Origin of the sequence: Pseudonocardia broussonetiae (assembly GCF_013155125.1) — a bacterium.
GTDB lineage: Bacteria > Actinomycetota > Actinomycetes > Mycobacteriales > Pseudonocardiaceae > Pseudonocardia > Pseudonocardia broussonetiae.
In genome coordinates this window covers 320,519-338,886 of record NZ_CP053564.1, presented here as the reverse complement: position 1 = coordinate 338,886, position 18,368 = coordinate 320,519, and the positions used below count along the sequence as shown (strand labels likewise).

Annotated in this window: 21 protein-coding genes and 1 tRNA gene; 12 read left to right on the top strand and 10 right to left on the bottom strand. The window is 76.8% G+C overall.

The window, feature by feature from the left end; translation table 11 throughout:
• Positions 1–32: 32 nt before the first annotated feature.
• The 3 genes from HOP40_RS01635 to HOP40_RS01625 form a co-directional block, all read right to left on the bottom strand.
• The gene (locus HOP40_RS01635; RefSeq protein WP_205347050.1) at positions 33–1,397 is read right to left on the bottom strand and encodes an amidase; all 1,365 of its coding nucleotides are present in this window, start codon (positions 1,395–1,397) and stop codon (positions 33–35) included.
• A 117-nt stretch (positions 1,398–1,514) separates the two neighbouring features.
• Positions 1,515–1,610, bottom strand: a tRNA-Sec gene (locus HOP40_RS01630).
• A gap of 26 nt (positions 1,611–1,636) precedes the next feature.
• Positions 1,637–2,035 carry an STAS domain-containing protein gene (locus HOP40_RS01625; RefSeq protein WP_172154070.1) on the bottom strand — a complete coding sequence of 133 codons (399 nt, stop codon included), beginning with the start codon at positions 2,033–2,035 and terminating at the stop codon, positions 1,637–1,639.
• A 194-nt stretch (positions 2,036–2,229) separates the two neighbouring features.
• Between HOP40_RS01625 and HOP40_RS01620 the strand changes: the two genes are divergently transcribed.
• Positions 2,230–2,502 (top strand): DUF2795 domain-containing protein, encoded by a 273-nt coding sequence (locus HOP40_RS01620; protein ID WP_172154069.1) that lies wholly within the window; start codon positions 2,230–2,232, stop codon positions 2,500–2,502.
• 7 nt (positions 2,503–2,509) lie between these two features.
• Here the strand turns inward: HOP40_RS01620 and HOP40_RS01615 are convergent, their stop codons facing one another.
• Positions 2,510–2,932, bottom strand: a complete 423-nt coding sequence (locus tag HOP40_RS01615) for an acyl-CoA thioesterase (RefSeq protein WP_172154068.1) — start codon at positions 2,930–2,932, stop codon at positions 2,510–2,512.
• 19 nt (positions 2,933–2,951) lie between these two features.
• Here HOP40_RS01615 and HOP40_RS01610 point away from each other — a divergent pair, with 19 nt between their 5' ends.
• The 5 genes from HOP40_RS01610 to HOP40_RS01590 all read left to right on the top strand — a co-directional run bounded on the left by HOP40_RS01610 (position 2,952) and on the right by HOP40_RS01590 (position 8,977).
• Positions 2,952–3,371 (top strand): acyl-CoA thioesterase, encoded by a 420-nt coding sequence (locus tag HOP40_RS01610; RefSeq protein WP_172154067.1) that lies wholly within the window; start codon positions 2,952–2,954, stop codon positions 3,369–3,371.
• A 170-nt stretch (positions 3,372–3,541) separates the two neighbouring features.
• On the top strand, positions 3,542–4,309 hold the full coding sequence (locus HOP40_RS01605; RefSeq protein ID WP_172154066.1) for an alternative oxidase: 768 nt from the start codon (positions 3,542–3,544) through the stop codon (positions 4,307–4,309).
• 68 nt (positions 4,310–4,377) lie between these two features.
• Complete coding sequence (locus HOP40_RS01600) at positions 4,378–5,097, top strand: ABC transporter ATP-binding protein (RefSeq protein ID WP_172154065.1); 720 nt, start codon at positions 4,378–4,380, stop codon at positions 5,095–5,097.
• Positions 5,094–6,671 carry a sensor histidine kinase gene (locus tag HOP40_RS01595; RefSeq protein ID WP_172154064.1) on the top strand — a complete coding sequence of 526 codons (1,578 nt, stop codon included), beginning with the start codon at positions 5,094–5,096 and terminating at the stop codon, positions 6,669–6,671. The genes HOP40_RS01600 and HOP40_RS01595 overlap by 4 nt, the downstream gene beginning before the upstream one ends.
• Positions 6,668–8,977 carry an FtsX-like permease family protein gene (locus HOP40_RS01590; RefSeq protein ID WP_172154063.1) on the top strand — a complete coding sequence of 770 codons (2,310 nt, stop codon included), beginning with the start codon at positions 6,668–6,670 and terminating at the stop codon, positions 8,975–8,977. Before HOP40_RS01595 ends, HOP40_RS01590 begins: the two co-directional genes overlap by 4 nt.
• On the opposite strand, the gene HOP40_RS01585 is transcribed toward HOP40_RS01590, so the two are convergent.
• Both HOP40_RS01585 and HOP40_RS01580 read right to left on the bottom strand, forming a co-directional pair.
• On the bottom strand, positions 8,964–9,341 hold the full coding sequence (locus HOP40_RS01585) for a response regulator transcription factor (protein ID WP_172154062.1): 378 nt from the start codon (positions 9,339–9,341) through the stop codon (positions 8,964–8,966). The genes HOP40_RS01590 and HOP40_RS01585 overlap by 14 nt on opposite strands.
• Positions 9,342–9,346: 5 nt before the next feature.
• The gene (locus HOP40_RS01580; protein WP_172154061.1) at positions 9,347–10,006 is read right to left on the bottom strand and encodes a response regulator transcription factor; all 660 of its coding nucleotides are present in this window, start codon (positions 10,004–10,006) and stop codon (positions 9,347–9,349) included.
• Between the two features lie 145 nt (positions 10,007–10,151).
• Between HOP40_RS01580 and HOP40_RS01575 the strand changes: the two genes are divergently transcribed.
• The 4 genes from HOP40_RS01575 (at position 10,152) to HOP40_RS01560 (ending at position 13,555) form a co-directional block, all read left to right on the top strand.
• Positions 10,152–10,877, top strand: a complete 726-nt coding sequence (locus HOP40_RS01575) for a hypothetical protein (protein WP_172154060.1) — start codon at positions 10,152–10,154, stop codon at positions 10,875–10,877.
• A gap of 79 nt (positions 10,878–10,956) precedes the next feature.
• Entirely contained in the window at positions 10,957–11,898 is a 942-nt protein-coding gene (locus HOP40_RS01570) for a patatin-like phospholipase family protein (RefSeq protein ID WP_172154059.1), read from the top strand.
• The gene (locus HOP40_RS01565) at positions 11,895–13,169 is read left to right on the top strand and encodes a competence/damage-inducible protein A (protein WP_172154058.1); all 1,275 of its coding nucleotides are present in this window, start codon (positions 11,895–11,897) and stop codon (positions 13,167–13,169) included. Before HOP40_RS01570 ends, HOP40_RS01565 begins: the two co-directional genes overlap by 4 nt.
• Positions 13,170–13,171: 2 nt before the next feature.
• On the top strand, positions 13,172–13,555 hold the full coding sequence (locus HOP40_RS01560; RefSeq protein WP_172154057.1) for an MmcQ/YjbR family DNA-binding protein: 384 nt from the start codon (positions 13,172–13,174) through the stop codon (positions 13,553–13,555).
• Between the two features lie 58 nt (positions 13,556–13,613).
• Here HOP40_RS01560 and HOP40_RS01555 read toward each other — a convergent pair whose 3' ends face one another.
• From HOP40_RS01555 to sodN, 3 genes are all read right to left on the bottom strand, one after another.
• The gene (locus HOP40_RS01555; RefSeq protein WP_172154056.1) at positions 13,614–14,456 is read right to left on the bottom strand and encodes a mechanosensitive ion channel family protein; all 843 of its coding nucleotides are present in this window, start codon (positions 14,454–14,456) and stop codon (positions 13,614–13,616) included.
• A 119-nt stretch (positions 14,457–14,575) separates the two neighbouring features.
• On the bottom strand, positions 14,576–15,046 hold the full coding sequence (locus HOP40_RS01550; protein ID WP_172154055.1) for a PGPGW domain-containing protein: 471 nt from the start codon (positions 15,044–15,046) through the stop codon (positions 14,576–14,578).
• A gap of 115 nt (positions 15,047–15,161) precedes the next feature.
• The gene (sodN, locus tag HOP40_RS01545) at positions 15,162–15,578 is read right to left on the bottom strand and encodes a superoxide dismutase, Ni (protein ID WP_172154054.1); all 417 of its coding nucleotides are present in this window, start codon (positions 15,576–15,578) and stop codon (positions 15,162–15,164) included.
• A 69-nt stretch (positions 15,579–15,647) separates the two neighbouring features.
• Between sodN and HOP40_RS01540 the strand changes: the two genes are divergently transcribed.
• Both HOP40_RS01540 and HOP40_RS01535 read left to right on the top strand, forming a co-directional pair.
• Positions 15,648–15,974 (top strand): S26 family signal peptidase, encoded by a 327-nt coding sequence (locus tag HOP40_RS01540; RefSeq protein WP_172154053.1) that lies wholly within the window; start codon positions 15,648–15,650, stop codon positions 15,972–15,974.
• A gap of 101 nt (positions 15,975–16,075) precedes the next feature.
• Complete coding sequence (locus tag HOP40_RS01535; protein ID WP_172154052.1) at positions 16,076–17,233, top strand: FIST signal transduction protein; 1,158 nt, start codon at positions 16,076–16,078, stop codon at positions 17,231–17,233.
• Here the strand turns inward: HOP40_RS01535 and HOP40_RS01530 are convergent, their stop codons facing one another.
• Positions 17,234–18,367, bottom strand: coding sequence for an epoxide hydrolase family protein (locus HOP40_RS01530; protein WP_172154051.1), 1,134 nt, complete (start codon positions 18,365–18,367; stop codon positions 17,234–17,236).
• Position 18,368: the final 1 nt, after the last annotated feature.

Below are 18,368 nucleotides of genomic sequence, written 5' to 3'. Positions count from 1 at the left end.
CGCAGAGCAAAGGGGCCCCGGCGTGACCGGCGTCAGGCGTAGCTGCGCGGGCTCGCCGCCGCCCCCACCGGCACCGGCCGGTGCTCCAGGCGGGCCGCGGCGGTGAGCAGGGCCGCCTCCGACCCCGGGCGGCCCACGAGCTGGACGCCGACGGCCCGGCCCGCGATCACGACCGGCGCCACCATCGCGGGCAGCCCGGCCAGGTTCCAGGCCTGCGTGAACGGCACCTGGCGGGTCTGGGCGAGCAGGGTGCGGGTGTAGCCGCGGCGGTGCAGCGAACCGGCGGCGGGCGCCGGACCGGCGACGGCGGGGCTCATCATCAGGTCGTAGCCGCCGTCGTCGAGCCAGGCGACCATGCGGTCGCGCCAGGCGCGCACCGCGCGGGGCCCGGGACGGGCGCGGCGGCCCCGGCGGGCCACGGCGGCGGTGCGCCGCTCGACGTCGGACGGGTCGAGCCCCAGCGCCGCCAGGTCCTGCGCCACGCCCGCGTGCCAGCGCCGCATCCACTGCAGCGCCAGGCCGGCGGGGTAGGGCGGGTCGGCGAGGGTGACGACGGCGCCGCCCGGACCGGCGCGCAGCCGCGCGGCCGCGCCGACGGCGGCCGAGCGGTGGTCGGGGTGCAGCCGCCCGATCGGCGACGGCACGCGCAGCGACAGCACGATCCGCGACGGCCCCCGCTCGCCCAGCACGACGGGCTCGCCGCGCAGCACGCCGAGCATGAGCGCGGCGTCGGCGGCCGTGCGGGCCAGCGGCCCGGCGGCCGACATGCCGTACCAGTGCTCCTGCGCCTTCCCCGGCAGCGGGACGACCCCGGAGCCGGGCTTGACGCCGACCAGCCCGCAGTAGGCGGCCGGGATGCGGATCGAGCCGCCGCCGTCGGTGCCCAGCGCGAGCGTGGCCATCCCCGCGGCGACCGCGGCGGCGCTGCCCCCGCTGGACCCGCCCGGGTCGAGCGCCTCGTCGAGCGGGTTGCGGGTGTCGCCGAGGCGCGACTGCGTGAAGCCCCAGATCGCGAGCTCGGGCATCCGCGTCTTGCCGATCACGACCGCGCCGGCCGCGCGCAGCCGCTTGACCAGCTCGTCGTCGCGCCGGGCGGGGGCGTCGGAGGTGGCGGTGCTGCCGTGGCGGGTCGGGTAGCCGGCGACGTCGACGCAGTCCTTGACGGCCACCGGCACGCCGGCGAGCGGCAGTGCGAAGCGGTCGGCCCGGCCGTCGACGGCCTCGGCCTCGGCGAGCACGCGGCGGGCGTCGACGACCTGGAACGCCCCCACGACGCCGTCGCGGGACTCGATGCGGGCGAGGTGGGCCCGTGCGACGTCGACGGCGCTGCTCCAGCCGTCGTGCACGCGCGCCGCGATCTCCGCGGCGCCCATCGCCGTCAGGTCGTCGGGGTCCATCGGCTCACGATCCCACTGAACAGGGGTTATCTGCCACCGACCCGCCGGGTGCGGTCCGCAACCGAACGGGGCACGCCTGCGCAGCGCACGGTGACGCGGACCGCGCAACGGCCCGGGTGGCGGAGGCGGACGGGAATCGAACCCGCCTGGCCGGGATGCCCGGCCACGTCGGTGTTGAAGACCGCGGGGGCCACCAGGCACCCTCACGCCTCCCTGCCCCGGCAGGGGCGACGAGCGCCTCAGGCGCTGACGTCGAGGGCCTCCGACACGCCGTCGGCGGTGTCGAAGAGGGTGAGCAGGCCGGTGGCCTGCAGGGCGCGGGTCACGATGCGCGAGCCGCAGACCAGGCGCAGGCGGTGCCCGCGGCGGTCGGCGTCGTCCTTGGCCGCGACCAGGACGGCGAGGCCGGCCGAGCCGAGGAAGGTGACGTCGCTGAGGTCGAGGACGACGAGCGGCACGGCCGCGATCTGCTCGTCGAGCTGGGCTCGCAGCAGGGGGGCCGTCAGCGTGTCGATCTCGCCGACCACGTGCACGACGGTCGCACCGTCGCCGTGGCCGACCACGTCGAACCGGATGACCTCGCCGACGTCGCCGGGGTCACCGGACACCCCGCCGTCGAGGGGAAGATCGCCACTCATGCGCACAGGCTCCTCGAGCGTTCGTGGACTGAGGCGCGGACTGTGTACTCGAACCGCCGCTCAACCCTACGACCGGCCCAGGGCGCGCACAACATCAGCCCCCGTCACCGCGAACGGACCAGTCGACGCCCGTTTGCCGCAGCGCTGAACGGGGTACCCCTGCCCAACTGATCGGGTTCGAGGGAGAGCACGTGATGCGCAGGGGAACAGCGGCGGACGTCCAGCGGGTCCGGCACGTGCTCAGCGGCCTGGCCTTCCCGGCCGCCAAGTGGCAGCTGATCATCCACGCGGAGGAGTACGGCGCCGACGCCGCCACCCGCACCGATCTGTGGGCCCTGCCGACCGGCACCTACGACAGCGCCGCCGCCGTCGTCGCGGCGATGGGGCTGACGGCGGCACCTCCGCGCCGGTCGTTCCGCTCGGCCCCGCCCGCCCAGGCGGCGGCGCGGGACCTGCCGCGCCGCTGACGGCCCCTCAGCCCGGTTCCTGCTCCCCACCTGCGGTGAGGGCGGTGCGCAGCTCCTCGGGCCACGGCGAGGGGCGGCCGGTGCCCGGGTCGACCAGCACGGTGGAGAGCGTCCCGCGCGCGGCCGTCACGCCGTCGCGGGTGACCGTGAAGGCGTAGCGGGCCGACGTCGTGCCGACGTGCTCCACGGCGAAGTCGACGTCGACGGCCTCGCGGAAGTACAGCCGCTCGGTGAAGTCCACCGTGGCGTTGACGCGCGGCTCGCGGCCGAACGTCACGTCGGCGATGCCCAGCCGCTCGTGCAGCACGGTCTCCGCCTGCTCGGCCCAGTGCAGCACCGCCGTCCAGTGGTGGTGGCCCGCCGCGTCCGTCTGCGCCCACTCGACCCGGCGGCGGATCCGCACCCGGGCCGGGTCCTGCATCTGCGTCATGGCCGGAGATCATGCCCGCATGGCCCCCTTCTCGGTCCGCGTCGGCGTGCGCAGCTACGAGCTCGACATGAACGGGCACGTCAACCACGCCGTCTACCACCAGTTCGGTGAGCACGCGCGCAGCTCGCACCTGGCCGCCGCCGGCTGCTCGTTCGGCCGGATGGTCGAGCTCGGGCTCGGCATCGTGCTGCTGGAGACGCGCGTCCGGTTCCTGCGCGAGCTGCGCCAGGGCGACGAGGTGGAGATCGACTCGCGCGTGGGCTTCGGCGCGGGGCGGGCCTTCACGATCGACTCCACGGTCCGCCGCGACGACGGCGTCGTGGCGGCGGAGATCTCCTGCGTGATGGGCGTGCTCGACCAGGGCACCCGCCGGCTCGTCCACGCACCCGCCGACCGGCTGCGCGAGATCGCGACGGCGCCGGAGGTGCTGGGGCTCTGACGCCCGGCCCCCTCCGCTGCGCCGGACGGCGGGGGTGCTGGCCGCACCGCGGCGGTGGGGGTGGGGTGCGGAGCGGTCGGCCGGGCAGCAGGGTCGGTGCGGCGGCGCCGCGGCGACAGGCTGGGCGCCAGACGCCGCCGGGCCCCGGCGGCCCGCCCGCAGGAGCACCGATGAGCGCCCCGACCCTCGCCCGCCACCACGCGGCCCCGCGCGTCCACCCGTTCCCCGGTGCGCCCGACACCGCCCCCACGGTCGTCCTCGCCCCGCTCACGGCCGCGTGCACGCCGCGCCTGGGCCGCCGCGCCCTGCTGCACGAGCACCGCGCGACGCTCGCCACCCCCCGTCGCCCGTACGGCCCCGTCGCGCGGCTGCTGTTCGTCACGATGGACCTGCTCTACGGCAGGCGGGGGACGCTGGAGAAGTTCATGGTCCTGGAGGTCGTGGCGCGGATCCCGTACCAGATCTGGGAGAACGCGGCCTACCGCGCGCTGGGCCGCCGCCACCGCGACGCCGGGCTCGCCCACCGGATCACCGAGCGGATCGAGGAGAACCGGGCGCAGCAGGACAACGAGCAGTGGCACCTGCTGATCCTCAGCGAGCTGGTGGCCGCCCGCGGCGGGGGCCGCTCGTGGTTCCGGTTCCGGCTGCTGCCGTGGGTGATGGCCGCGAGCTACTACCACCTGTCCTGGCTGCTGCACGTCGTCGCGCCGCGCCGGGCGTACCGGCTCAACGCCGACTTCGAGGACCACGCCGAGCACACCTACGCCGAGTTCGTCGCCGAGCACCCCGAGCTCGAGGCGGTGCCCCACCGCTCCGCGTTCGCCGCGCGGTACGGCTCCCACGGCTCCGTCGCCGACCTGCTGCGCCAGATCTCGCACGACGAGCGGATGCACAAGCTCGAGTCGGAGCGGTACCTGGACGAGGCCCCGCTGCGCTGACCACTCGCGCGCCGATGGTGGTGGTAGCACCCCCGTGCCGCGCTTGCCGCCGTTCCTAGGCTGCGCGGGTGGACGATCGGACGCCCGCGCTCGTGGTGCGCGGCCTGCGCCGGACCTACGGGTCCGGCTCCGGCGGGGACGTCGCCGTGCGCGCGCTGCGCGGGGTGGACCTGACGGTGGACAGCGGCGAGTTCGTCGCGCTGATGGGGCCCTCGGGGTGCGGCAAGTCGACGCTGCTGCACCTGCTCGCCGGGCTGGACCGCGCGGACGAGGGCGCCGTCGAGCTCGCCGGCACCCGCGTCGACGACCTGGGTGCCGCCGCGCTCGCCCGCCTGCGCCGCCGCCACGTCGGGCTGGTGTTCCAGTTCTTCCACCTCGTCGAGCACATGTCGGCGCTGGAGAACGTGGCCCTGGCCGCGCTGGTGGCGGGGGAGCGGCCCGCGCGGGCGACGGAGCGCGCGCGCGACCTCCTCGACACCCTCGGCCTGCTCGACCGCTCCGGCGAGCTGCCCGGCGCCCTGTCCGGCGGGCAGCGCCAGCGCGTCGCGATCGCCCGCGCGCTGGCCAACCGGCCGACGGTGCTGCTCGCCGACGAGCCGACGGGCGCGCTCGACTCCGACGGCCAGGCCGAGGTGCTCGACCTGTTCGCCCGCCTGCACGCGGCCGGGCAGACGATCCTGCTCGTCACGCACGCGCCCGAGGTGGCCGCGGCGGCCCAGCGGGTGGTGCGGATGCGCGACGGCCGGGTCGTCGACGACGGCCGGGTGCCGGCCGGGGCGGCGCCGTGAGGCCGGGGGTCCGCGCGCGCTGGTCGCTCGTGGCGGCGGGCGTGCTGGTGGCGGCCGGCGTGCTGCTCGTCGCGCTGGCGGGGTCGCTGCTGGGCGGCGGGCCTGCGCTGCCCGTGGCCGCGTGGTGCGCGGGCGGGTCGGTGCTCGCGGGCGTCGTCGCGGCGGAGGTGCCGCCGCTGCGGCGCGCGAGCGCGGCCGTGCTGGCGGGCGGGGCCGTCGTCGCGGCCGTCGGGCTGGCGGCGGCGCTGGGCCTGGTCACCGCCCTGCTCGTGCTCGGGCGGCTGCCGGTCGGGGCGGAGCGGGGGCTGGGCACGCCGCTGGTGGTGGGCACCGCCGTCGCCGCCGCGCTGGCCCGCCCGCTCGCCCGCCGGGCCGCGCACGCCGCCCGCGCCGCCCTGCACGGCACCCGCCGCTCGCCCGACGAGCTGCTCGCCGCCGTCGCCGATCCCGCGTCCGACTCCGCGGAGGGCGGCGACGGGGAGGGCGACGACGAGGACCTGCTGCGCCGCCTCGCCGAGTCGCTGCGCCGCGAGCACCGGCTCGCCCGCGTCGAGATCTGGTCGCCTGCCCCCGGCGGCGACGACGTCCTGCACCGCACGCTCGCCGTCCCGGCCGGGGACGAGCCCGGGCCGCGCCCGCTCGACAAGGCCGAGCTCGCGCTGCTGGCCCGCGCGGGCGTCGGCGGTCCCGGGTGGCTGCGGCTGTGGCTGCCCCGCCTGCTGGAGGGCCGCGGGCCCGACGTCCAGCTGCGGTTCGCCCCGGCCGTGCACGGGGGGCGCGTGCTCGCGCTGCTGGTCGTCGAGCGGACCGGGGACGCCGACGCCCTCACCGGCGCCGACGAGCGCGCGCTCGGCGAGGTCGCCCGCCGGCTCGCGATCGTGCTGCGCAACCGCGCGCTGGACGAGGCGCTGACCGACACCCTCGCCGACCTCCGCCGCGCCAACGCCGAGCTGCAGGCCTCCCGCGCCCGCCTGGTCAGCACGGCCGACGCCGAGCGGCGCCGCATCGAGCGCGACCTGCACGACGGCGCGCAGCAGCACCTCGTCGCCATCGCGGTGGGCCTGCGGCTGGTGCGCGACACCGCGGAGAGCGCCGGCAACACCGCCGACGTCGAGCTGCTCGACGAGCTCGACCGCGGCGTCCGCGAGTCGATCTCGGCGCTGCGCGACCTCGCCCACGGCATCTACCCGCCGCTCCTGCGCGACGCGGGCCTGCCCGACGCGCTGCGCGCCGCCGCCGCGCGCAGCCCGCTCGCCGTCCACGTCCGGGCGGGCGACGTCGGCCGCCATCCCGAGCCGGTCGAGGCCGCCGTCTACTTCTGCTGCCTGGAGGCCCTGCAGAACGCGGCCAAGCACGCCCCCGGCTCCGAGGTGGAGATCGACGTCGACCGCCGCGACGGCCACCTCGTCGTCGAGGTCGGCGACACCGGCCCCGGGTTCACCGGCGCCCCCACGGGCGCGGGGCTGCAGAACATGGCCGACCGGCTCGGCGCGGTCGGCGGCTCGGTGCGCTGGACGTCCACGCCCGGCGTCGGGACGACCGTCACGGCGACGGTGCCGGTGGAGCGGAGGTGAGCGCCGTCCGGGCCGTGGCGCGCGCGGAGCTGCGGACGCGGTGGCGCGCCCTGCTCGCGCTCGGCCTGGTGTTCGGCCTGGCCGGCGGGGTCGTGCTGGCGGCGGCGGCGCTCGCGGTGCGCACGGCCACCGCCTACCCGCGGCTGGTCGAGGCCGTGCACCTCGACGACGCCCGGGTGCTCGTCCCGGCCGACCAGCCCGCGCTCGCCGCCGCCGTGCCGGGGCTGCCGGGCGTCGAGCGGGCGTGGGTGACGACGGGGTTCATCGCCCAGATCGACGGCCCGGCCGTGCGGTACGTGTCGCTGGGGGCCGGCGCCGACCCGCCGGGCGACCTCGTCGAGCCGGTGGTGCTGCAGGGCCGCGCCCCCTCCCCGGACGCCGTCGACGAGGTGCTGATCGGCGAGCCGCTGGCCGGGACGGGCGGCTACGGCGTCGGCGACGAGCTGACGCTGCGGATGCTCACCCTCGACGAGGTGGCGCGGTTCGACGTCGGCTTCGGGACGCCGGACGGGCCGGTCGCGACCGTGCGGGTCGTCGGGATCGCCCGGATGCCCGGCTGGGGCGGTGCGCTGGCGAACGTGCTGGCCGGGCCGGCGTTCGCCGAGCGGTACGCGGCCGACGCCGTGTCGAGCCCGGTGTTCGTCGACCTGCGCGACGGCGCCGCGGACGCGTTCGCCGGGGCCTACGCGGCGGCCGCGGCCGCGCAGCCGCCGTCGCTGGTGGCGCAGTACTTCTTCCCGACCGTCGACCGGCCGCGCCTCGACGTCGACCCGGCCGTCCGCACGGCCGAGCGCGTCCTCACCGGAGGGCTCTCCGTGTTCGCCCTGGTGCTGGCCGCCGGCGGGCTGCTCGTCGTCGGGCAGGCGCTGCTGCGCCACCACGGCGCCGGGCACGCCGCGCAGCGCGTCGAGTCGGCGCTCGGGCTCACCGCCGCCGGACGGGCCGGCGCACGGGTGCTCGCCGCGGCTCCGGCGGCGGCCGTCGCGGGGCTGGTGGGCGGCGCGCTGGCGTTCACGGCGGGGGTGCTGCCGCCGCTGGGCAGCCAGGCCGCCTACGAGCCCGATCCGGGGTTCCGGCCGCCGCTGGCGCTGGCCGCGGGCGGCGCCGTGCTGCTCGCCGCGGTGTTCCTGCTGCTCACGGCGCTGGCCGCGGTCGTCGCCGGGCTGCGCGCGCCGGGGGTGCGCCGGGTCGTGTCGCGCGCGCCGCGCTGGGGCGGCCGGGCGCCCGCCGTGGTCGTCGGCCTCGGGCTGGCGCTGCGCCGCGGGCCGCGCGAGCTGCTGGCGACGCTCGGCGCGGCCGCCGCCGTCACCGGCGTGGTGGCCGCGGCCGTGTTCGGGGCGGGCGCGGCCCGGCTCGTGGAGACCCCGGCGCGGTACGGGCAGGTCGCCGACCTCACCGTCGTCGACGCGCGCCCCGACGACCTCGCCGCGCTCGCCGCCGACCCGCGGGTGGCCGCGCTGGAGGTCTCGAACGGGGCCGACGTCGAGATCGCGGGCGTGCGGCTGGAGGCCTCGGCCCGGGAGCGCCGCGTCGGGTCGCTGCCGGTGGAGACCGCGCAGGGCCGCCCGGCGCAGGCTCCGGGGGAGGTGGCGCTCGGACCGCGGTTCGCCGCGCGCCTGGGGATCGCCGTCGGCGACACCGTCACCGCGCGGGCGCCGGACGGCAGCCCGGTGCCGCTCGCCGTCACCGGACTGGTGGTGGTGCGCTCGGAGAACACCGGCGTGCTCGGGGAGGTCGCGCAGCTCGTGCCGGAGCAGCTCGCCGCGATCGGTCTCAACGAGCCGCTCGTCGCCGGGCACGTGCTGGCCGTGCCGGGCGCGGCGGGCGAGCTCTACGCCGAGCTGTCGGCGCGGCTGGAGGTGTTCGAGCGGGAGGTGCCGCCGTCGGTCGCCACCCTCGCCGACCTCGTCGCGCTGCCGGAGCTGCTCGCGCTCGTCCTCGCGCTCGTCGGCGGGGCCGGCACGGCGCAGGCGGTGCTGTCGGCCACCCGGCGCCACACCGGCGATCTCGCCGTGCTGGCCGCGCTCGGCGGCACCCCGGGGCAGCTGCGGTCCACGGTCGCGGTGCTGGCCGCGGCCACCGTCCTGCCCGCGCTGCTGGTCGGGGTGCCGCTCGGGCTGGCCGTCGGGCGGGTGCTGTGGGCGGAGGTGGCGCTGTCGACGGGCGTGGCGGGCGACGTCGCGGTCCCCGTCACGCTGCTCGTCGCGATCGGGCCGGTGGCGCTGCTCGGCGCGCTGCTGGCCGCGGCGCGCCCCGGGCTGCGGGCGGCGCGCACGCCCCCGGCGGCGGCGCTCAGCGAGAGCTGACGGCGTCCTCCCAGACCGCGCGCAGCGCGGCCGGGCGCAGCTCCTCCTTGTGCAGGTAGGCGGCGACGCCCGGGCTGTCCACGGGGAACGGGAGGTCGGCGCGGGCGTAGCTGGAGCACAGGACGACGACGGTCCGCGGCGCCCGCTCGACGAGCAGCGCGGCCACCTGCACGCCGCTGAGGCCGGGCAGCCGGACGTCGAGCAGGACGAGGTCGGGGTGCAGCGACGCCGCGAGCACCAGCGCCTCCTCGCCCGTGCCGGCCTCGCCGACCAGCAGGAACCCCGGCGTCCGGGCGAGCACGGCGGCGGCGACCAGCCGGAACGGCCGCTGGTCGTCGACGACGAGCACCCGGACGGGCTCCATCGCGATCAGTCCTCCTGCAGGTACATCAGGACGGCGCTGACGCGGCGGTTGAGGTCGCGCTCCTCGGAGAGCCCGAGCTTGGAGAAGATCGAGTTCGTGTGCTTCTCGATGGCCCGCTCGGACAGCACGAGCGCGGCGGCGACGGCGGCGTTGCTCTTGCCCTGCGCCATCTCGCCGAGCACCTGCAGCTCGCGCGGGGTGAGCCGGTCGAGGTCCGAGGGCGCGGCGCGGTTGGCCGCCACGAGCCCCTCGATCACCGTCGGGTCGATCACCGAGCCGCCCGCGGCCACCCGCCGGATCGCCTCCGCGAGCTCGTCGCCGTCGGCCACGCGCTCCTTGAGCAGGTAGCCGCGCCGCGCGGTGCCCGACGCGAGCAGCGCCATCGCGTAGGGCGCCTCCGCGTACTGGCTCAGCACGAGCACGCCGATCCCCGGGTGCTCGTCGCGCAGCCGGGTGGCCAGCGCGATGCCCTCGTCGGTGTGCGTGGGGGGCATCTTGATGTCGGTGACGACGACGTCGGGCGCCTCGCGGTCGACGAGGTCGGTGAGCGCGGGGAGGTCGGCTGCGGCGCCCACGAGGGTGAGGTCCTCGGCGGCGTCGACGAGCCGGACCAGGCCGGCGCGCAGGAGGGCGTTGTCCTCGGCGAGGACGACTCGGGTCTGCACGCGAGGAGCGTAGGGCGCGCGCCGCCGGTGTGACGGGGGTGCTGGCACCACAGCCGAAGCGCCAGGGAACACCGGTCCGCGGAGGGCCCGGCGGGAGCACGCTCGTTCCCGTCAGCCCGACCGACCGACACCCCTGGAGCGCCCGATGACCAGCACCGCCGCCACCACCGTCCCCGCGACCCTGCCCCGCGAGGTGCCCGTCGCGCCGGCCACCCCCTTCCGCCGCCGCGCGCTCGGCGCCACCGGCGTCGTCGCCGGCCTGGTCACCGTCGCCGGCTTCGCGGCGACGAACTGGGAGACCTCCGAGGGCACGCTCGCCTACCTCGACTCGCTGGCCGCCGACCCGGTCCGCAGCCAGGTCGCCGCGCTGCTGCTGCAGTACGGCTACCTCGGCATCGTGCCGGTGCTGCTGGCGCTGGGGATCATGACCAGGCGGCGGAGCCGGGTGGCCGGGAACGTCGGACTGGGCCTGGCGCTGCCCGGCGCGCTGGCGCTGCCCGGCCTGCTCGTCAGCGACTTCTACGACCTGGCGATCCGCCAGAACCTGCCCGCCGAGCAGGCCGTGGTGGTCTCCGACGCCTCCCACGGCCTGCCGCTGGCCGGGTTCCTCGTCGCCGGGCCGCTCCTGATGGCGAGCTTCCTGGGCATGACGGTCCTGGGCCTCGCCGCCTGGCGCGCCGGGTTCTTCCACTGGATCCCGAGCCTGCTGGTCCCGCTGTCGATCGTCGCGGCGGTGGTGCTGCCGATGGGCACGGTCAGCGGCGTCGCCCAGGGCCTGGGGCTGGGCCTGTTCATGGTCGCCGCGGGCGTCGCGGCGCTGCGGATGACCGACGAGGAGTGGGTGAGCGGCAGCCGGGGCGCCGGACGCTGACCCTCCCTGCACGACCCGCCGCGCCGGCCCGGACCACAGCGGTCCGGGCCCGCGCCGCGTCGTGCCCTACCCTCCGCCCGTGCCCCCACTGCGCGGTGACCTCGAGGTCCTGCGCGTGCTGCGGGACCGCCGCGGCACCCGGCCCGGCGACCGCGGCGACCCGCACCGCGTCGCGCTGGTCGTCGGCGGCGGCGGGATGCGCGGGGCCTACGTCGCCGGGATGCTGCACGCGCTCGACCGCGCGGGCCTGCGCGACGGCGTCGACGAGGTCTACGGCTCGTCGTCGGGCGCGGTGTCGGCGGCGTCGTTCCTCACCGGCCGCGCCGACGCCGGGGCCGCCGCGTTCCCCGAGGACCTCGCGTCCCCGGCGTTCATCGACCTGCGCCGCCTGGGCACCCGCCGCCCCGCCGTGAGCCTGGACCACCTCGTCGACGGCGTCCTCGACGGCACGAAGCCGCTGCCGTGGGAGGTGCTGCGCGACAGCCCGGTGCCCCTGCACGTCGTCGCCACCGACGCCGCCGACCTCACCCCGCACGTCCTGACCGCCCTGGACACCGTCGACGACTGGCGCCGCGGCCTGCGCGCCACCGCCGCCATCCCGCTGCTCACCGGGCCGCCCGTGCAGCACGCCGGCCGCCGCTGGGTCGACGGCTCGGTCGGCGAGCCGCTCGCGACGGCGCGGGCGCTGCGCGGCGGGGCGACGCACGTGCTCGTGCTGGTCTGCCGGCCCGAGGCCGAGCTCCACGGCGACGTCGACGCCGGGCCGTCGTTGTGGGCCCGCGCCCTCGACCGGGCCGTCCCCGGGCTCGGCTCGCTCGCGCAGGGAGCCCGCCGCTACGGCGCCGACCTGCGCCTGGTCACCGACGCGGCGCACCCCGGCCGTGGCCCCGGGCACCTGCTCGCGCTCGGCCCGGTGCGCTCGGTCGGGATCGGCGCGCTGTCCACCGACGCCCGGCGGGTCGCCGACGCCGTCGCCGTGGGCGACGAGTCGGCCCGCGCGGCGGTAGCGTCGCGGGCATGAGTGGATCAGTGAGCCGGCCGCGGGCCGCGGTCGTCGTCACCGGGAGCGAGCTGCTCACCGGCGCGATCTCGGACAGGAACGGCCCGTGGGTCGCCCAGCACCTCGGTGAGCTGGGGTTCGAGGTCTCGCACGTGCTGGTCGTCGGCGACCGTCCCGCCGACCTGGCCGACGCGCTGCAGTTCGTCCGGGGTGCGGCGCTCGTCGTCACCAGCGGCGGGCTGGGTCCCACGGCCGACGACCTCACGGCCGAGGTCGTCGCCGGGTTCGCCGGGGTGCCGCTCGAGCTCGACGAGCCGATGCGCGCGCACATCGCCGACATCCTCGCGGCCTGGGCGCGGCGCACCGGCTTCGACGGCCCGGCGCTGGAGGAGGCCAACCGCAAGCAGGCGATGGTGCCGCGCGGCGCCACGGCGCTGGCCCCCGTCGGCACAGCGCCGGGACTCGTCGTCACAGTGCCGGACGGGCCGGTCGTCGTCGTGCTCCCCGGGCCGCCGCGCGAGCTGCAGGGCATGTGGCCCGCCGCGCTCGCCGCGGAGCCGGTGCGCGCGCTGCTCGAGTCGGTGCCGCCCGCGCGGTCCCGCTCGCTGCGCTACTTCGGGCTGCCCGAGTCGGAGATCGCGGCGACGCTGCGCGACATCGAGGCGGGCGGCCTCGACCTCTCCGGCATCGAGGTCACGACCTGCCTGCGCCGCTCCGAGCTCGAGGTGGACGTGCGTCCCGGGCCGGGTGCGTCGGCCGACGCGCTGGCCGACGCGCTGATCGCCGCGCACGAGCGGCACCTGGTCAGCGCCGACGGCACCAGCACCGACGAGCTCGTCGCCACCGGCCTGCTCGACAAGGGCTGGACCGTCGCCACCGGGGAGTCGTGCACCGGCGGCATGCTGGCCTCGCGGCTGATCGACCGCGCCGGGTCGAGCGCCTACGTCGCCGGCGGGGTGGTCGCCTACTCGAACGCGGCGAAGACCGCGCTGCTCGGGGTGCCCGCGGAGATGATCGCCGAGCACGGCGCCGTCTCGCCCGAGGTGGCCCGCGCCCTGGCCGACGGCGCCCGCGAGCGGCTCGGGGCCGACGTCGGCATCGGCATCACCGGGGTCGCCGGGCCGGGCGGCGGCACGGAGGCGAAGCCCGTCGGCTACGTCTGCTTCTGCGTCACCACCGCCGACGGCCTGGTCATCGCCCGCGACCCGCGACTGCCCGGGGGCCGCTCCGACGTGCGCGAACGCTCCACCGACGCGGCGATGCACCTGCTGCTGCGGGCCGTCCGGGGCTAGGGGTGGACGGGCTGCTCGCCGTCGTGCGTCCGCTCTGCCTCGCCCTGCCCGAGGCGCACGAGGAGCGCGCGTGGCGCGGCGTGCGCTGGCGGATCCGCACGCGCACCTTCGCCCACCTGCTGCCGATCGAGGGCGGTCACCCGCCCGCCTACGCCCGGGCGGCCGGCACCGACGGACCGGCGACGGTCCTGACGTTCCACTCCGCCGGGGCCGAGCTCGCCGCCCTGCAGCACTCCGGACCGCGGTTCTTCGACGCGCCGTGGGGGCCGCAGATCGTCGGGATGGTGCTCGACCCCGGGCCCGAGGTGGACCCGGGGGAGCTCACGGAGCTGCTGACCGAGAGCTACCGCCTGCTGGCGCCGCGGAAGCTGGCCGAGAGGGTCTGAGAACGCCCGGGCGGGGACGGCGGCGCTGCTGTGGCCGGCCGCCGCCCCCGCGAGCGCGTCACTGGGGAGTGCGGCCGGTGGTGGGGTCGGGGGCGAAGGAGCCGGACCCGTTGCCCGGGTGGTCCGTCGGCGCGCTCTGCGTGACGGGAGCGGCCGGGCGCATCTCCTCGGTGGGCGGCTCGGACGAGAACGACGCGGTGGTCGGCCCCGAGGTGCTGGTCCGGGCCTGTGCGGCCGCCCGGGGCGCCTCCTGCTCGGCCCGGTTCAGGATGTGCTCCCAGCGCTGGCGCATCGGGGCGATCAGGCCGCCGCCGACACCGACGACGAGGATGCCGCCGACGGTGGCGAGCACGGTGATCAGCACCGGCAGCGTGACCGCGATCGCGACGCCGATCTGCGAGAGGGCGGCGATGACGCCCAGGCCGATGATGAAGACCGACGCGACGGTGGCCAGGATGCGGCCGTAGGACAGGCCGCCTAGCGCACCGCCGATGAGGTCCTTCACGGCCGCGGCGATGGCGGCGGCGATCACGACGATGACGATGGCGACGGCGATCCGCGGCAGGAACGCGACGAACTGCGTGAGCAGGTCGGAGATCGGGTTCGGCCCGAACGCGGAGAACGCGATCTGCAGCGTGATCAGCAGGATGGCGTAGTAGACGACGAGGGCGAGCAGGTCGCTGGCGTCGTACTTCGACTGCGACAGCATGCGGCCGATGCCGCCGCGCTCGACGGCGCGGTCGAAGCCGACCCGCTCCAGGATCGCGTTCGTGGCCTTGCGCAGGCCCTTGGCGATCAACCAGCCGATGAGGAGGATGACCAGGAAGAGCAGCAGCTGGGGCACGAACCGGGCGACGAGGCTGAGCCCGTCGCGCAGTGCTGCTCCGATGTTGTCCAGCATGGCGGTGAGCCCTTCGTGTGGTGGCCCCGGCGGTACTCGCCGGGTCCGGATGGGCGCTAGTACCCATCCGTCACAAACGCCACACGTGGCACTCCCCGCAGTCGATCTACGGAGTCGATCTACCGGTGTGGGGTCCGGCCCGGTGCGCCCCGCGACGAACCCCCGGTGCGGGTCCCGCCGGCCGGGGCGCGGGTGCGTCCGTGCACCCGCCGGTAGCTGAAGACCAGCAGCCCGAGCAGGACCAGCCCGGACAGGACCAGGCTCGACCCGGTGGGCCAGCCGCCCAGAGGCAGCCCGGGCACCAGGCCCCACACCACCCCGGCGACGACCAGGGCGAGGCCGGTCAGCACCGAGAACGCGATCCGGAGCGGGGAGGCGACGCTCTGGTCGGCGGCGTCCATCGCGCGCCGGCGGACGGGCCCGACGTACCGCTGGGCCGCGGGGAACCCGTGCGCCAGGACGAGCAGGCCCCCGAGCACGAGCAGCAGCCCGGGCCCGGGCAGCACGAGGAGGGCGATCCCGGCCAGCAGGAGCAGGCCGCCGACCACCAGGTACAGGACGCGTGCGGCCGCGTTCGGATGCTCGCTCACCTCCACCGGGTACCCGCTGCGGCCCCGGGCACTCGGGAACCCCGAGCACTCGGGAACGACGAACGGCGCCGTCCGGCGGAACGGGTCCGCCGGCCGACGCCGTCGAGGGCCTGGGTCAGGCAGCGGCCTTGGTCTCCCAGAAGATCTTGTCGATCTGGGCGATCAGGTCGAGCAGCTCCTGGCCGGTGGCCGGGTCCATCGAGGACTTGGCGCCGTCGGCACCGCCGCCGGCCTTCTTCGTGGCCTTGTTGAACAGCTCGTGCAGCTCCGGGTACTTCTCGAAGTGCGGGGGCTTGAAGTAGTCGGTCCAGAGCACCCACAGGTGGTGCTTGACCAGGTCGGCGCGCTGCTCCTTGATGTCGATCGCGCGCACCCGGAAGGCCGGGTCCTCGTTGCCCTGGTACTTCTCCTGGATGGCCTTGACCGACTCGGCCTCGATGCGCGCCTGGGCCGGGTCGTACACGCCGCAGGGGAGGTCGCAGTGCGCGGTGGCCTCCAGCCGCGGGCGGAGAATACGGGACAGCATCCGCATTGTGTCCTTCCTCGTTCGATGATCGTTCTCGCTTCTGCCACCCTACTCCCGCGTCGTTCCGAGAACGGGATGGAGATCGGTGTGCGGTGGTGGCGGCGGGTCGCGGTGCGGGGTCCGTCGATGTCCCCGGCGGTGCGCGACGGCGACGTCCTGCTGGTGCGGTTCGGCGGGGAGCCCTCACCCGGTGACGTGGTGCTCGTGCGCTGGTCAGCACGGCCCGAGCAGCTGTCGGTGAAGCGTGCGGTGCGCCCCGAGGACGGGGGGTGGTGGGTGCTCGGGGACAACCCGTTCGGCTCCACCGACTCCCGCGTCCTGGGGCCCGCGGAGGTGGTCGGGATCGCGTCGGCGCGAATGTGGCCGCGGCCCGGCCGGCTGCGCCCGGCACCCCATTCCTGACGTTTCGGCCATCCATTATCCACTGCAATTCATTGGCGAGAAGGGTCCGTCCGCCGATCCGGGACGGCCGCGGGGGCCCGGTCCGTGTGACGATGGGCGTCATGACGGGATCGCGGCGGTTCGGGGACGGGCTCGCGGTCGGCCCCGACCTGCTGGGCGCCGCCGAGGTCGCGGTCGCGCAGGCGCTGGCCCCGCTCGAGGGCGCCGTGCCCGACCTGCTGGGGGTGTTCGTCGCGCCGGGCCGCCTCGGCGCCGACGCGGCCGGGGCCGCCGGGCTGCGCGCGATGGAGCTGGCCGGGGCCCGCACCAGCATCGGGGGCACCTCGGGCGGCGTGATCGGCGACGGGCGGGGCGTCGAGCACGGCCCGGCCGTCGCGGTGTGGGCGGCCGTGCTGCCCGGCGCCACGGTCCGCGCCGTCCGGCTCGTCGCGGAGCAGGCGGAGGGCGGGATCCGGGTCGCCGGGATGCCCGTCCCGCGCTCCGACGACCGCGTCGCCGCGCTCGTCGTCGACCCCTACTCGTTCCCGGTCGGCGGGTTCCTGGAGCACGCCAACGCGGTGAACCCCGGGTTCCCCGTGGTCGGCGGGCTCGCGGGCGCGCCCGGCGGCCCTGGCGCCAACCGCCTGTTCCTCGACGGCGAGGTGCACGAGCGCGGCGGCGTCGGCGTGGTGCTCGGCGGCGACGCGGGCGTCCGCACCGTCGTCAGCCAGGGGTGCCGCCCGATCGGCCCCGCGATGGTCGTGACGCGCGCCGAGCGCAACGTCCTGCACGAGCTGGCCGGCTCGCCCGCCTACCGGCGCCTCGCCGAGATCGTGACGTCGCTGCCGCCCGCCGAGCAGGAGCTCGCCGGGCGCGGGCTGCACGTCGGCATCGCCATCGACGAGTACGCCGACGACCACGGCCGCGGCGACTTCCTCATCCGCGGCGTCACCGGCGTCGACCCCGAGGCGGGAGCGGTCGCGATCGGCGAGCTCGTCGAGGTGGGGCAGACCGTGCGGTTCCAGGTGCGCGACGCCGCGGGCGCGGGCGAGGACCTCGAGGAGCTGCTGGGCACCGAGCCGGTGTCGGGCGCGCTGCTGTTCTCCTGCAACGGCCGCGGCACCACGATGTTCCCCTCGGCCGACCACGACCCCGCCCTGCTGCGCCGCGTCCTGGGCGACGCCGGGGTGGCCGGGTTCTTCGCCGCCGGGGAGATCGGGCCGGTCGGCGGGCGCAACCACCTGCACGGCTTCACGGCGTCGGTGCTGACCTTCCGCTAGCTACCGCACCATCCGGAAGAACGCGCGCACCTCGTCGACGAAGATCTCCGGCTGCTCCACCGACGGGAAGTGGCCGCCGACGTCGGGCTGGCTCCAGTGCCGGATGTCGGTGTAGCGGCGCTCCAGCCAGGACCGCGGCAGCCGCCACAGCTCCTTGGGGAACAGCGTGATGCCGGTGGGCACCTCGACGGGGTCGAGCCGGCGGCGGCGGTAGCTCTCCCAGTACAGCCGCGCCGACGACGCCCCGGTGCCCGGCAGCCAGTACAGCATCACGTCGTCGAGCATCCGGTCGCGCGGGACGACGTTCTCCGGGGGCCCGGCGCTGTCGGTCCAGTCCCAGAACTTCTCCACGACCCACATGCACTGGGCGACGGGGGAGTCGGCCAGGCCGTAGCCCAGGGTCTGCGGGCGCGTGGCCTGGATCGCGGAGTAGCCCGAGCGGTGGGTCTCGAAGTAGCGCCGGTCGGTGAGCGCGGCCTCCTCGGCCTTGGTCAGCGGCGGCACGGAGCCCTCGGGCGGGCGCTGGGCGAGCGGGAGCGTCACGTGGATGCCGGCGACGTTGTCGGGCATCCCGGTGCCCAGCGCCGAGGTGATCATGGCGCCCCAGTCGCCGCCCTGGGCGCCGTAGCGGTCGTAGTCGAGGCGGTCCATGAGCTGCGCCCACGCCGTCGCGATCCGCTCGACGCCCCAGCCCGACGTCGACGGCTTCGCGCTGAAGCCGTAGCCGGGCAGCGACGGGATGACGAGGTGGAAGGCGTCGCGCGGGTCGGGCGGGTCGGTCAGGGCCTCGACGACGTCGAGGAACTCGATCACCGAGCCCGGCCAGCCGTGCGTGAGCAGCAGCGGGAACGCGCCCTCGTGGCGCGAGCGGACGTGCAGGAAGTGGATCTGGCAGGAGTCGTCGCCGCCGCCGTCGAGCGGGGTGGTGAACTGCGGCAGGGCGTTGAGCTCGGCCTCGCAGCGGCGCCAGTCGTAGACCGTGGTCCAGTGCTCGACGAGCTCGCGGGCGTAGTCGAGCGGCACGCCCTGCTGCCACCCCTCGACGGTGGCGGGCTCGGGCCAGCGCGTGCGGGCGAGGCGGTCGCGCAGGTCGTCGAGGTCGGCCTGCGGGACGTCGATGCGGAACTCGCGCATG